General features: G+C 73.2%; 13 protein-coding genes. 7 read left to right on the top strand and 6 right to left on the bottom strand.

What is annotated here, in order from left to right; genetic code table 11:
- Positions 1-53: 53 nt before the first annotated feature.
- Positions 54-437, top strand: a complete 384-nt coding sequence (locus ACFVHV_RS31830) for a hypothetical protein (RefSeq protein ID WP_380355674.1) — start codon at positions 54-56, stop codon at positions 435-437.
- Between the two features lie 108 nt (positions 438-545).
- Here the strand turns inward: ACFVHV_RS31830 and ACFVHV_RS31825 are convergent, their stop codons facing one another.
- The 3 genes from ACFVHV_RS31825 to ACFVHV_RS31815 form a co-directional block, all read right to left on the bottom strand.
- Positions 546-1,484 carry a hypothetical protein gene (locus ACFVHV_RS31825; RefSeq protein WP_359914053.1) on the bottom strand — a complete coding sequence of 313 codons (939 nt, stop codon included), beginning with the start codon at positions 1,482-1,484 and terminating at the stop codon, positions 546-548.
- 290 nt (positions 1,485-1,774) lie between these two features.
- Positions 1,775-2,995, bottom strand: coding sequence for an acetyl-CoA C-acetyltransferase (locus ACFVHV_RS31820; RefSeq protein WP_359914050.1), 1,221 nt, complete (start codon positions 2,993-2,995; stop codon positions 1,775-1,777).
- A 63-nt stretch (positions 2,996-3,058) separates the two neighbouring features.
- Positions 3,059-4,141: an SGNH/GDSL hydrolase family protein gene (locus ACFVHV_RS31815; RefSeq protein ID WP_380355671.1), complete on the bottom strand. Its 1,083-nt coding sequence runs from the start codon at positions 4,139-4,141 to the stop codon at positions 3,059-3,061.
- Between the two features lie 216 nt (positions 4,142-4,357).
- On the opposite strand from ACFVHV_RS31815, the gene ACFVHV_RS31810 reads away from it, so the two are divergent.
- The 5 genes from ACFVHV_RS31810 to ACFVHV_RS31790 all read left to right on the top strand — a co-directional run bounded on the left by ACFVHV_RS31810 (position 4,358) and on the right by ACFVHV_RS31790 (position 9,596).
- Positions 4,358-5,758 (top strand): cystathionine beta-synthase, encoded by a 1,401-nt coding sequence (locus tag ACFVHV_RS31810; protein WP_359914044.1) that lies wholly within the window; start codon positions 4,358-4,360, stop codon positions 5,756-5,758.
- A gap of 536 nt (positions 5,759-6,294) precedes the next feature.
- Positions 6,295-6,633 (top strand): hypothetical protein, encoded by a 339-nt coding sequence (locus tag ACFVHV_RS31805; protein WP_359914041.1) that lies wholly within the window; start codon positions 6,295-6,297, stop codon positions 6,631-6,633.
- A 200-nt stretch (positions 6,634-6,833) separates the two neighbouring features.
- Entirely contained in the window at positions 6,834-8,132 is a 1,299-nt protein-coding gene (locus ACFVHV_RS31800; RefSeq protein ID WP_359914038.1) for an Ig-like domain-containing protein, read from the top strand.
- A gap of 130 nt (positions 8,133-8,262) precedes the next feature.
- Entirely contained in the window at positions 8,263-8,814 is a 552-nt protein-coding gene (locus tag ACFVHV_RS31795) for a SigE family RNA polymerase sigma factor (RefSeq protein ID WP_359914035.1), read from the top strand.
- Positions 8,811-9,596: a hypothetical protein gene (locus tag ACFVHV_RS31790; protein ID WP_359914032.1), complete on the top strand. Its 786-nt coding sequence runs from the start codon at positions 8,811-8,813 to the stop codon at positions 9,594-9,596. The genes ACFVHV_RS31795 and ACFVHV_RS31790 overlap by 4 nt, the downstream gene beginning before the upstream one ends.
- A 10-nt stretch (positions 9,597-9,606) precedes the next feature.
- On the opposite strand, the gene ACFVHV_RS31785 is transcribed toward ACFVHV_RS31790, so the two are convergent.
- Together ACFVHV_RS31785 and msrA are read right to left on the bottom strand one after the other, a co-directional pair.
- A complete protein-coding gene (locus ACFVHV_RS31785) occupies positions 9,607-9,969 on the bottom strand; it encodes a cupin domain-containing protein (RefSeq protein WP_380355667.1) in 363 nt (120 codons plus the stop codon).
- A 172-nt stretch (positions 9,970-10,141) separates the two neighbouring features.
- Positions 10,142-10,807: a peptide-methionine (S)-S-oxide reductase MsrA gene (msrA, locus tag ACFVHV_RS31780; RefSeq protein WP_359914026.1), complete on the bottom strand. Its 666-nt coding sequence runs from the start codon at positions 10,805-10,807 to the stop codon at positions 10,142-10,144.
- A gap of 262 nt (positions 10,808-11,069) precedes the next feature.
- Here msrA and ACFVHV_RS31775 point away from each other — a divergent pair, with 262 nt between their 5' ends.
- The gene (locus ACFVHV_RS31775) at positions 11,070-12,224 is read left to right on the top strand and encodes a cystathionine gamma-synthase (protein WP_359914023.1); all 1,155 of its coding nucleotides are present in this window, start codon (positions 11,070-11,072) and stop codon (positions 12,222-12,224) included.
- 33 nt (positions 12,225-12,257) lie between these two features.
- On the opposite strand, the gene ACFVHV_RS31770 is transcribed toward ACFVHV_RS31775, so the two are convergent.
- Positions 12,258-12,740, bottom strand: a complete 483-nt coding sequence (locus ACFVHV_RS31770) for a MarR family transcriptional regulator (RefSeq protein ID WP_359914020.1) — start codon at positions 12,738-12,740, stop codon at positions 12,258-12,260.
- Positions 12,741-12,742 lie beyond the last annotated feature (2 nt).

Raw genomic sequence — 12,742 nt, 5'->3', positions numbered from 1 at the left:
CCCCGGAGCGACTCGCTCCGGGGCCCGGCGGCTTTTCGCCTAGGCTCGCTGCCATGCATGACGTAGCGCCCCTGGACGTGGATCCCCTGGTCGAAGCCGCCGAATCCCTGGCGGATCGTTTCCGCTCGCTGCCGCAGAGCAAGCTGCTGGGCGCCGTGCCCGGGTACGGGTCGCGGGCGGCGGCCGCGCTGGAGCTGGCCCGGCGGCTGGTCGCGCTGACGGCGGCGGTGGAGGGCGGCCCGCGGCGGGAGTTCCCGGACGCCGGGGCCTTCGCGGCGGGGGACCAGCTGGCCGTCGCCGCCCACGACCTGGCGGCCGCGCTCGCGGCGCTGCCGGAGGGCGCGGAGGTGGCGCTGCCGGACGGGCCGGTGGCGGCGGCCGAGGTGCTGGCCGGGGCGGTGGCCGCGGTGCGGGAGACGGCGGTGCTCTGCGGCTGAGGCCCCGGGACGCGCACACGCCGAAGGCCGGCCGGGTCGGTAACCCCGTGACCCGGCCGGCCTTCGGTGCGCCGCGCGCTGGTGATCCCGCGATCCGGTGAGCCGGTGTCAGATGCTGGCGACCACCCGGTCGGCGAGCACGTAGACGGCCTCCTCGTCGGTGGAGAAGGTCAGCGAGTACGAGCCGGAGAAGCGCGAGCCGCCGAGCAGTCGGACGTGCTCACCGGCACGGACCGCGTCGATCAGCCGGTAGGCGGCCTCCCGGTCGCCCGGGGCCACGCAGAGGGTGGTGCCGTCGGCGAAGGCGTACACGTCCAGGGTGCCCAGCGGGCCGGGGCGGACGTCGATCAGGGCGACGGCCTCCTCGGCGAGGGTGGCCAGCCGGGTGTCGGTCCACTCCCGGGACGGCGCCTGGCTGGGTACGAAGTCGGGGTGCGAGGGGTGGCGGCGCGGGTCGGGCGCGGCGACCGGGGCCTCCTCGACGGCCTGATCGGCGTCCAGCAGCCCGGCCTCCAGGCCGGTGGCCAGCAGGTCGGCCTCGCGGCGGGCCCGGGCGTCCTTGGTCTCGCCGGCCGGGTGGCCGGGGCGCAGCGGGACGCCGCCCTCGGTGCCGGGCTCGGCCGGGGCGGTGCCGCCCTCGTTGATCAGGTCCTCCAGCGCGGAGCGCAGCGCCTCGCCGAACTCCGGGTCCATCGTCCCGGCGTTGTCGACGGCGTCCTGCGGGCCGGTGGGGCGGGGGAAGAACAGCGGCCACTCGTCGGTGCCGGAGAACGCGCCGGAGAACGGGGAGTCGAACAGCGGGGCGTCCTCGGCCGCGCGGGCCTCCTGCTCGGCCCAGAACGCCCGGGCCTCGGTGATCTCCCGCTCGCGGTCGGCGGCGAGCGCCTCGGCGACGGCCCGGCGTATCGCGGCCTCGTCCACCGGGGCGGGCTCGGCCGGGGCCGCGGCCTGCGCGTCCAGTCGGCGGGAGAGTCCGCGGAGGTGGAGCAGCGCGGCGGTCGACACGGCGATCAGGATCAGCAGCAGGATGGTGTAGACGGCGCTCACGGAACGTACTCCTAGCGAGGAGCGGAACGGGGTTACGTGTCCACATTGCCGCATGCGGGGCTGTTACCGCAGTGGCGAATGTCCAATTCGTCCAGGACTTTCGCTCTTGTCCCCAAATTGTTAGGTAACACCGTTCTACGCAGTGGAGTTGATCCGCTCCGCAGTGTCGATTTCCGGGTCGAAAACGAACGAAAAGAGGGCCGGATCGACCTCGCGGTGTGATTCGGCCCTCAATTACGCTGCGTCACTCCAAATGGGTGGTCCAGACCCTTCGGAGGGTGTCCCGAGGGTCAGCTCAGGCGCTCGACGACCATCGCCATGCCCTGGCCGCCGCCGACGCACATGGTCTCCAGGCCGAACTGCTTGTCGTGCCACTGCAGGGAGTTGATCAGGGTGGTGGTGATCCGGGCGCCGGTCATGCCGAAGGGGTGGCCGATCGCGATCGCGCCGCCGTTGACGTTCAGCTTGTCCAGGTCGACGCCGAGGTCACGGTAGGAGGGGATCACCTGGGCCGCGAAGGCCTCGTTGATCTCGACCAGGTCGATGTCGTCGATGGTCAGGCCGGCCCGCTTGAGCGCCTGCCGGGAGGCCTCGACCGGGCCGTAGCCCATGATCTCGGGGGAGAGCGCGCTGACGCCGGTGGAGACCACCCGGGCGAGCGGGGTGATGCCGAGCTCGCGGGCCTTGGTGTCGGACATGATGACCAGCGCGGCCGCGCCGTCGTTCAGCGGGCAGCAGTTACCGGCCGTCACGGTGCCGTCCGGGCGGAACACCGGCTTCAGGCCGGACACGCCCTCCAGGGTGACGCCGGCGCGCGGGCCGTCGTCCTTGCTGACCACGGTGCCGTCCGGGAGCGTCACCGGGGTGATCTCGCGCTCCCAGAAGCCGGACGCGATGGCGGCCTCGGCGAGGTTCTGCGAGCGGACGCCGAACTCGTCCTGCTCGGCGCGGGTGATGCCCTTGAGCGCGGCCAGGTTCTCGGCGGTCTGGCCCATCGCGATGTAGGCGTCCGGCAGCAGGCCGTCCTCGCGAGGGTCGTGCCACGCGCCGCCGCCCTCCTCCGCGCGCTTCTTGGTGCGGGCCTGGGCCTCGTCGAAGACCGGGTTCATGGTGCCCGGCATGCCGTCCGAGGTGCCGTTCACGCTGCGGGAGACGGTCTCCACGCCGGCCGAGACGAACACGTCGCCCTCGCCCGCCCTGATCGCGTGCAGCGCCATCCGCGTGGTCTGCAGCGAGGAGGAGCAGTAGCGGGTGATGGTCGCGCCGGGCAGGTAGTCCATGCCCATCTGGACGGCCACGATGCGGGCCAGGTTGTGGCCCTGCTCGCCGCCGGGCAGGCCGCAGCCCAGCATCAGGTCGTCGATCTGGCGGGGGTCGAGCTGGGGCACCTTGGCCAGGGCGGCCTGGATGACGTGGGCGGTCAGGTCGTCCGGGCGGACGTCCTTGAGCGAGCCCTTGAAGGCCCGGCCGATCGGCGAACGGGCAGCGCTGACGATGACGGCTTCGGGCATGGCGGGCTCCTCGCTGGGTGACGGCGGACCTGGCGTCCGGGAGGAAAGTTACCGCCTGGTAGGTCAGTCGTCACCCGCACCAGCGTGTGAGCTGGCCGACGTATTCCCAGGGGCTCCGCCGGCGTGCGGACCGGCGTCCTTCCCGCTCTCCGGGCCGGTCGGGCCGATCCGCAGCCGGTGCCTCAGCTGGGCCCAGCGGCGGCCCGCGCCCTCCGCCGCCACGGCCGCCACCTCGGTGCCCTCCCGCCCGGCCGCCGCGGCGGCCGCGACCGCGACCGGCAGCACCGCGGCGCCCCGGACGGCCGTGGCCGGGCGGTCCTCCTGGGGCCAGAGCCCCAGCACGGCGCAGACCGAGGGCAGCACGGCCATCGCGGCGGTCGCGTAGCCCTGGGCGGACGGGTGGTAGCGGTCGGCGGCGAACATCTCGGGGCGCGCGGCGAACTCCGGGCCCAGCAGCGAACCCAGCGAGACCGTCCGGCCGCCCGCCTCCACCACCGCGATGGTCTGCGCGGCGGCCAGCTGCCGGCTCAGCCGGCGGGCCACCCAGCGCAGCGGCGGCCGCACCGGCTTGATCGTGCCGAGGTCCGGGCAGGTGCCCACGACCACCTCGCAGCCGTTGGCGCGCAGGGCGGCGACGGCCTCGCCGAGCTGGCGGACGGCCAGCTGGGCCGGGCTGTGCCGGGTCACGTCGTTGGCGCCGATCATGATCACGGCGACGTCCGGGCGGTGCGGCAGCGCCTGCTCCAGCTGGCCGGAGAGGTCGGCGGAGCGGCCGCCGGAGCGGGCCACGTTGACCAGCCGGACCGGGCGCTCGGCCACCGAGGCGAGGCCCGCGGCCAGCAGCGCGCCCGGAGTCTCGCCGGAGCGGGCCACGCCGAGGCCGGCGCCGGTGGAGTCGCCGAGGACGGCCAGCACCAGCGGGGCCTGCGGGGCGGCGGAGCGGTCGGCGAAGGCCTCGCCGTAGACGCCGTCGGCCCTGGGCGGGTGGGTCTCCAGGACGCCGATGGCCTGGATCGCGAGTTTGCTCTCGGTCAGCAGCAGGCCGACCAGGCCCACCCCGAGCAGGCCGAGCCCGCCGCCGCCGTACGCCGCCGCGGTGGCGATCCGGCGGGCCACCCGGGCCCGCGAGTGCTGCGCCCCTGGCATCCCGGTGCCCCCTTCCCGTGCTCCTGCCGGCCCCTCCGGGCCACGGCAATGCCTGCACAGCGCTCTTACCCGCGCGGGGGCCGGGAGTACCGGGGGCGTCGGTGGGGGTGGGCCATTGGGGGCGGTGGGATGGAGGGGAACCGCGGGGCGGGTGCCACGCCCTACGCTTTGCAGTACCGATAAGCAGTCGCACGCCCACACTCCGGGAGGATCCCCGTGCGGTACCACAACTCGATCATCGACCTGGTCGGCAACACGCCGCTGGTCAAGCTGAACAAGGTCACCGAGGGCATCAGCGCGACAGTGCTGGCGAAGGTCGAGTACTTCAACCCCGGCGGCTCGGTCAAGGACCGCATCGCGATGCGCATGATCGAGGCCGCCGAGGCCTCGGGCGCCCTCAAGCCGGGTGGCACCATCGTCGAGCCGACCTCCGGCAACACCGGTGTCGGCCTGGCGATCGTGGCCCAGCAGAAGGGCTACAAGTGCATCTTCGTCTGTCCGGACAAGGTGTCCACCGACAAGATCAACACCCTGCGCGCGTACGGCGCCGAGGTGGTCGTCTGTCCGACCGCCGTCGCCCCGGAGCACCCGGACTCGTACTACAACGTCTCCGACCGCCTGGTCCGGGAGACCCCGAACGCCTGGAAGCCGGACCAGTACTCCAACCCGGACAACCCGGCCTCGCACTACCACTCCACCGGCCCGGAGCTGTGGGAGCAGACCGAGGGGAAGATCACCCACTTCGTGGCGGGCGTCGGCACCGGCGGCACCATCTCCGGCACCGGCAACTACCTGAAGGAGGTCTCCGGCGGCAAGGTCCAGGTGATCGGCGCCGACCCGGAGGGCTCGGTCTACTCGGGCGGCACCGGCCGGCCGTACCTGGTCGAGGGCGTCGGTGAGGACTTCTGGCCGACCGCCTACGACCGCGGCGTCGCGGACGGGATCGTCGCCGTCTCCGACAAGGACTCGTTCCAGATGACCCGCCGCCTGGCCAAGGAGGAGGGCCTGCTGGTCGGCGGCTCCTGCGGCATGGCCGTGGTGGCCGCGCTGGAGGTGGCCCGCGGGCTCGGGCCGGACGACGTCGTGGTGGTGCTGCTGCCGGACGGCGGCCGCGGCTACCTGTCGAAGATCTTCAACGACGACTGGATGGCCGACTACGGCTTCCTGCCCTCGTCCACCGACGAGGCGCACATCGGCGAGGTGCTGGCCCGCAAGGAGTCCATCGCGCAGGGCGGCGTCCCGCAGTTCGTCCACATGCACCCCAACGAGACGGTCGCCGAGGCGGTCCGGGTGCTGCGCGAGTACGGCGTCTCGCAGATGCCGGTGGTCTCCCCGGGGGCCGGCCACCCGGACATCATGGCCGGCGAGGTGATCGGCTCGGTGGTGGAGAAGCTGCTGCTGGAGGGCATCTTCGCCAAGGACATCGAGCTCACCGACACGCTGGACAAGGTGATGTCCAAGCCGCTGCCGGTGGTCGGCTCGGGCGAGACCGTCACCAACCTGATGACCGTGCTGGAGAAGGCCGACGCGGCCGTCGTGCTGGTCGAGGGCAAGCCGCAGGGCATCGTCACCCGCCAGGACCTGCTGGGCTTCCTGACCGGTCGCAGCCAGCACTGACCCGGCGTCACCGGCGTCCCGTCACCGGCGCTCCGTCACCGCCCTGTCGTCGCGCTCCCGTTGCCGCGGACGGGCGCGGAGGATTCGTCCACGGCGGAAGTGGTACACCGGCGTCACCTGTCCGCAGCACGTGGTTAACACGACTCGGGCATCGTGGTGGTCAACGGCAGGACGCCGAGTGAGGCGACGGCAACCGTCCGGGAGCGGCTCCCCGGCGACCGCGGTCGGCTCCGGACACATCGGGTGGCCCTGACCCGGCCGCTGTGTCCTCCGCCGCGGGAGGCGCCGTCGTCCCGCCCCTGCCCGGCTCCGGCCGGCTGACAGGGTGCGGCGGCTCCCGCGGCAGCACCGCGCCGCACGGCGCGTGTCCCCGTGGCTCCCGGGTGGGGGAGCCCAGGCGGGGCAACGGTGGGGCCGGTCCTTCTCCGAGGGGCCGGCCCCTTCCGTTCGCGCTGTTCGCGCCGGGCGCGCGGGGTGTGCTCCGGGCGGCCGCCCGTGCTCCGCGCCGGGCGCGGCCGTCCCGTACGCTCGCACGCATGACCAGCACTGAAACGACCGACCAGGATGCCCCGCGCTACGTCCGGGTGAAGATCGAGCTCATCGCGGAGATCACCGACGAGGGCGCGCTGAAGGCCGCCGCCCTGGAGGCGGTCACCGCGGACGAGTACCTCGACGACGAGGAGCGCGCCCAGTCCGTCGAGGCCATCGAGGTGGACCCGTCGGGTTCGCTCGCCCACTTCATCGACCCCGTCGCGCTGCTCGGCGACGTGCCCGGCGTGGAGCTCGCCTCGGCGACCTGGGAGTCGGCGCAGACCGAGTTCGACCCGGACGACGAGGAGTGGGACGAGTACCAGGTGGAGGGGTCCGCCGAGTAGGACGGAACCACCGGGTGACGGTGCTCGCCGTCACCGCAAGTGAACGCCCGGTCCGCTCCGCGGGCCGGGCGTTTCGTCCCTGTTCGTCGGGAAGTTGGGTCATCTCATACGATCGCTTACCCTTCGGTGATGGAACCGTGAACGGGCGTATTGCGTTTCTGTATCCGTAATGCCCGGGATGATCAGCAGGGAGACGCGACGTGACGGCACGGGACGGTCAGGGGCGGGTGGCCGGAAGCAACTGGAGCCGACGCGGGGTCCTCGCGGGACTGATCGGCGCGCCCGTCCTGCTGCTGGCGGCCTGCAACGACAACAGCGGCGGCAGCGGTAACGGCGGTGGCGCCAACGGCAACGGCGGCGGCAGCGGCTCCGGCGGAGCGAACGGCACCCCGGCCGGTGGCGGTGCGAGCAGCGCCCCGAAGACCTCGGCCGCGGTCATCACCGTCGCCCCGGCCGACGGCGCCGCCTCCGCGAGCTTCAGCGAGCCGGTCAAGGTCACCGTCGCCAACGGCACCCTGAGCAGCGTCAAGGTGACCGACAGCACCGGCAAGGAGCTGGCCGGCCAGCTCTCCGCCGACGGCACCGGCTGGACCTCGGCCGCCGCCCCCGCCAGCGGCACCAAGTACACCGTCGCCGCCACCGCCCTCGACAAGGACAAGCTGGAGGCGGACTCCAACGCCGTCTTCACCACGGCGACCCCGGCCAACACCTTCGTGGGCTACTTCACCCCCGAGGACGGCTCCACCGTCGGCGTCGGCATGCCGGTCTCGATCAACTTCAGCAAGCCGGTCACCGACCGCAAGGCCGTCCAGCAGGCGATCACGGTGATAGCCGAGCCGGGCGTCGAGATCGTCGGCCACTGGTTCTCCAGCACCCGCCTCGACTTCCGGCCGCAGGAGTACTGGGCCAAGGGCACCAAGGTCACCCTCAAGCTCCGGCTCAAGGACGTCGAGGGCGCCAAGGGCGTCTACGGCACCCAGTCCAAGGACGTGAGCTTCACCATCGGCCGCGCCCAGACCAGCGTCGCCGACCTCGCCACCAAGAAGCTCACCGTCACCACCGACGGCCAGGTCAGCGCGGTCTACAAGATCTCCGGCGGCTCGCCCGAGCACACCACCTGGGGCGGCAAGATGGTGATCTCCGAGCAGTACACCCAGACCCGGATGAACTCGCAGACGGTCAACCTGGGCAGCGAGTACGACATCGCGGACGTGCCGCACGCCCAGCGCCTCAGCACCTCGGGCACCTTCATCCACGGCAACTACTGGTCCTCGCCGTCGATCTTCGGCGGCCAGAACACCAGCCACGGCTGCATCGGCCTGCGGGACGCCCAGGGCGCCCAGGACACCGGTACGGACGGCTTCAAGTTCTACAAGTCCTCGATGGTCGGCGACGTGGTCGAGGTCGTGAACTCCGGCGACAAGACGGTCGCCCCGGACAACGGCCTGAACGGCTGGAACATGGGCTGGGCCGCCTGGAAGGCCGGCAGCGCCGTCTGACCCGGCACCGCCGTCTGACCCGGCACCGCCGTCTGACCCGGCAGCGCCGTCTGACCCGGCACCGCACCCCGGCCGGAAAAACTTCCCGGGCGGACCGAACCTCGCGGTCCGCCCGAGGAGTAGGACGGGTGTGAAACGCGAGCAGAGGCAGCGACAGGACGACGAGTTCAGCGCGTTCGTCGCCGGGAGCGGCCGCCAACTGCTGCGGCTGGCCGAGCTGCTGACCGGAGACCCGGACCGGGCCAAGGACATCGTGCAGTCGGCGCTGGAACGCGCCTACCTGCACTGGCACCGGATCACCGGCGACGACCCCACCGCGTACGTCCGCAGGATCGTGGTGAACCAGCACCGCGACTGGTGGCGCCGGCTGCGCAACCACGAGCTGCCCATCGAACGCGTCCCCGACCGGCCGCTCGCCGACGACCTCGCCGAACGGCAGGCCGAACGGGCCGTGCTGCGCCAGGCGCTGGGCACGCTCACCCGCCGGGAGCGGACGGTCGTCGTGCTGCGGTACTACGGAGACCTCACCGAGGCCGCCATCGCGGCCGAACTGGGCATCGCCCCGGGCACGGTGAAGAGCACGCTGCACCGGGCGATGTCGAAGCTGCGCGCACTGCCCGAACTCGCCGACCGCTCCGGCGTGGCGGTGGGTCCCACGACGCACATCGAGGTGACGGTATGAGCTTCGAGCGCCGGATCGGCGAACTGCTCAAGGACGAGGACCCCTACGCGGTCGGGCCGGACCCGGTGGTGATCATCGCGGGCGCCCGACGCCGCCGGGCCAGGCGCAGGGCCGGGACCGGGGCCGCCGTGGTCGCGGTGGCCGTGGTCTGCGGGGTGACGGCGGTGACGGCCGGGAACGCCCGGCACGCCGGGCGGATCGCGGGCGAGGCCGGGGCGGCGATGGCGCCCTCGGCGGCGACGGTCGCGGGGGCGCCCGCGGTCCCGGTGCCCACCGCACTGACGCCGACCGGGCTGCCGTTGTCGCCGGTGAAGCGGGTCGCGGCGAAGGAGAAGGTCGAGGTGGTCCCCGGGATCCGGCTGTCGGTGACCCCGACCCAGGACTGCCAGGACACCGTCGAACCGGCGACCGGCACCTACGGGCGCACGGCGTGCACCGACGTCCTCTCCGCCCCCGGCATGCCGTTCGACCGGCCCGGCATCACCCTGGCCTACAACGAGACGGCCGACCGCCTCGTCGTGCACAGCTACTACCGGGGGCCGACCCCGGCCCGGATCGTCCTCTTCGTGGGCGGCAGGCCCACCGTCGCCACCCTGCTCACCACCCCGGGCATGCAGGGCTGGATCTCCTACTACGGCGACCTGCCGCGGGCAGACCTCCGGACGGGGAGGATGCAGGCCGTCCCGGCCGTCGGGGCCTACGACGCCGCCGGGAAGCTCCTGGCGGGAAGCCCCGGCCAGGCGGCGGACGGGGCCTCGGAGAAGCCGCCCGCCATGCTCTGAGGCGTTCCGTTCACCGCTTCGCGTAGTCCGCGAAGCCCTGCCAGTCGACGATCACGCAGGCCTCCGGGCCCACCGTCCAGGCGTCGTGCCCGGGCGGACAGAGCATGAAGTCGCCGGGGCCGACCTCGAATCCCCGGCCGTCGTCCATGACGATCTTCATCCGGCCGGAGACCACGTACCCGGCGTGGGAGGCCTGGCAGCTGTCGGTCCCGGCGATCGGCTTCACGTGCTTGGACCACTGCCAACCCGGTTCGAACACGGCCCGGCCCCCCGGGCCGCCGTCCAGGTGGACCAGCCGCAGCTCCCCCGTGCCCTCCTCGAAGGGACGGACTTCCTCGGGATCGTCGAAGTTCCGCTGGTAGAGACCGGACATGGCGCACTCCTCTCGCACGAGGACGGCCCGGCCACCAGCGGGTGGCCGGGCCGGCCCTGCTGGCCCTTCCAGTCTGCGCCCCGATCGGGGATCGCTCACGTTGAGTGGCCGCGCCCGGGCCCGCCCCGGGCCGCTCCGAGCCCGCCCCCGGGCCTTCCCGGCGCCCGGGAGGTCAGCCCCGGGTGCGGGCCACGCCGATCGGGCAGGAGGCCCCGGTGCCGCCGAGACCGCAGTAGCCGCTGGGGTTCTTGGCCTCCGACAGGTACTGCTGGTGGTACGGCTCGGCGGGGTGGAACGGGCCCGCCGGGGCGATCTCGGTGGTGATCGGGCCGTAACCGAGCGCGGTCAGCGCGGGCTGGAACGCGTCCCGGGTGGCCGCCGCGGCCTCGGCCTGGGCCGGGGAGTGGGTGTAGACGGCGGAGCGGTACTGGGTGCCCACGTCGTTGCCCTGGCGGTTGCCCTGGGTCGGGTCGTGCGCCTCCCAGAAGGTCTTCAGCAGGCGCTCGTAGGTGATCACCGCGGGGTCGTACACCACCCGGACCGCCTCGGTGTGCCCGGTCAGCCCGCTGCACACCTCCTCGTACGTCGGGTTGGGGGTGTGGCCGCCCTGGTAGCCGACCAGCGTCGTCCAGACGCCGGGGAGCTGCCAGAAGACGCGTTCGGCGCCCCAGAAGCAGCCGAGCCCGAAGTCGGCCACCTCCAGGCCGTCCGGGTACGGGCCGGACAGCGGGTGCCCGAGCACGGTGTGCGGCTCGGTCAGGGTGAAGGCCGGGGTCGGCCGGCCGGGCAGCGCCTGGTCGGCGGGGACGAGCGAGGTCTTGTGGCGGTTGAACAGCACGGCCTGCTCCAGCGGGTCGGGGATCCTGGCACGGTGTGCAACGCGAACGGCCGCCCCCGGATTCCGGGAGGGGTCGTCGCGGCCGTCGGCGGCGGGCGGTCGGGCCCGGCGCTGAACGCGTGTTCGACCGATGGGGTCGCGGTGGCCGAAGGGGCCCGCGCGCCGCGCTTGCGGCCCGCCGTACCCCCGCTCCCACCTGCGGGTTCGTCCCGATCGTCGGTTCGTGCGGGCTCGACGGCATTCGCACACTAGGCTCGGACCCATGACCGAGCACCAGCTTCCTCAGGGCTTCGAGACCCTCGCCATCCACGCGGGTCAGGAGGCAGATCCCCAGACCGGGGCCGTCGTCACGCCGATCTACCAGGTGTCCACCTACAAGCAGGACGGGGTGGGCGGCCTGCGGGGCGGCTACGAGTACAGCCGCAGCGCCAACCCGACCCGTACCGCGCTGGAGGAGTGCCTCGCGGCGCTGGAGGGCGGCGCCCGCGGCCTCGCCTTCGCCTCCGGCCTGGCCGCCGAGGACACCCTGCTGCGCAGCATCCTCAAGCCGGGCGACCACATCGTGATCCCCAACGACGCCTACGGCGGCACCTTCCGGCTGTTCGCCAAGGTGCTGACCCGCTGGGGCGTCGAGTTCTCCGTGGCCAACACCCAGGACCTGGCCACCGTCCGCGAGGCGATCCGCCCCAACACCCGCGCGGTGTGGGTGGAGACCCCGTCCAACCCGCTGCTGGGCATCACCGACCTGGCCGCGCTCGCCGAGGTCGCCCACGGCGCCGGTGCGCTGCTGGTGGTCGACAACACCTTCGCCAGCCCGTACCTCCAGCAGCCGATCGCGCTCGGCGCGGACGCCGTGGTGCACTCCACCACCAAGTACATGGGCGGCCACTCGGACGTGGTCGGCGGTGCGCTGGTGCTGGCCGACGCGGGCCTCGGCGAGGAGGTGGCGTACCACCAGAACGCGATGGGCGCCGTCTCCGGCCCGTTCGACGCCTGGCTGGTGCTGCGCGGCATCAAGACGCTGGGCGTCCGGATGGACCGGCACAGTGCCAACGCGGAGAAGGTCGCCGAGCTGCTGGCGAGCCACCCGAAGGTCAGCCAGGTGCTCTACCCGGGCCTGCCCGAGCACCCCGGCCACGACATCGCGGCCAAGCAGATGAAGGCCTTCGGCGGCATGGTCTCGTTCCGGGTCGCCGGCGGCGAGGAGGCGGCCGTCGAGGTCTGCAACCGCGCGCAGCTGTTCACCCTCGGCGAGTCGCTCGGCGGCGTCGAGTCGCTGATCGAGCACCCCGGCCGGATGACCCACGCCTCGGTGGCGGGCTCGGCACTGGAGGTGCCGTCCGACCTGGTGCGCGTCTCGGTCGGCATCGAGTCGATCGACGACCTGCTGGCCGACCTCAAGCAGGCGCTGGGCTGAGGCGGTAGGAGCCCCGCGGCCCCTCGTCGCCGCTCACTGCCCCTGCTGGTCCGCCGTGTACGTCTCCATCGCGAGGTTGAAGCGGGCCAGCAGGGCGCAGAACGCGTGCTGCTCCTCCGGTGGCCAGTCGGCCACCAGGCGGCGGGTCAACTCGGCCCGGCCGTCCCGGACTTCGGTGAGCCGGCCGACGCCGTGCGAGGTCAGCGCGAGCCGTACGGCACGGCGGTCGGCCGGGTCCTGCACCCGGCCGACCAGCCCGGCCGCGACCAGCGGGGCGACCTGGCGGGTCACCGTGGAGGAGTCCACGCCCAGGGCCTCGGCCAGGGCCTTGACGTTGGCCGGCCCGTGCCGCTCCAGCCGGTCGAGCAGCAGATAGGCGGCCCGGTCCAGCGCCCCGACCCCGCCGCCGGAGGTCCGGACCTGCTCCATCCGGCGCGCGAACACCGCGAGCTGGTACTGGAGTCGGGCGTGCACGGGGTCGATGCGGTCGGTGGCCTGGGGCGAGGTCGTCGTCATCG

It is taken from the genome of Kitasatospora sp. NPDC127116 (assembly GCF_042677365.1).
Lineage (GTDB): Bacteria > Actinomycetota > Actinomycetes > Streptomycetales > Streptomycetaceae > Kitasatospora > Kitasatospora lactacystinica.
Note: the sequence above shows the minus strand (reverse complement) of the source record. Positions and strands in the feature narration are given on the sequence as shown.

What these genes read in the sequence shown, in the direction of transcription:
- ACFVHV_RS31785 (WP_380355667.1), bottom strand. Translation starts at nt 9,969, where the DNA reads ATGTCCGGTCTCTACCAGCGGAACTTCGACGATCCCGAGGAAGTCCGT.
- ACFVHV_RS31790 (WP_359914032.1), top strand. Translation starts at nt 8,811, where the DNA reads ATGAGCTTCGAGCGCCGGATCGGCGAACTGCTCAAGGACGAGGACCCC.
- ACFVHV_RS31830 (WP_380355674.1), top strand. Translation starts at nt 54, where the DNA reads ATGCATGACGTAGCGCCCCTGGACGTGGATCCCCTGGTCGAAGCCGCC.
- ACFVHV_RS31815 (WP_380355671.1), bottom strand. Translation starts at nt 4,141, where the DNA reads ATGCCAGGGGCGCAGCACTCGCGGGCCCGGGTGGCCCGCCGGATCGCC.
- ACFVHV_RS31770 (WP_359914020.1), bottom strand. Translation starts at nt 12,740, where the DNA reads ATGACGACGACCTCGCCCCAGGCCACCGACCGCATCGACCCCGTGCAC.
- ACFVHV_RS31820 (WP_359914050.1), bottom strand. Translation starts at nt 2,995, where the DNA reads ATGCCCGAAGCCGTCATCGTCAGCGCTGCCCGTTCGCCGATCGGCCGG.
- ACFVHV_RS31775 (WP_359914023.1), top strand. Translation starts at nt 11,070, where the DNA reads ATGACCGAGCACCAGCTTCCTCAGGGCTTCGAGACCCTCGCCATCCAC.
- ACFVHV_RS31805 (WP_359914041.1), top strand. Translation starts at nt 6,295, where the DNA reads ATGACCAGCACTGAAACGACCGACCAGGATGCCCCGCGCTACGTCCGG.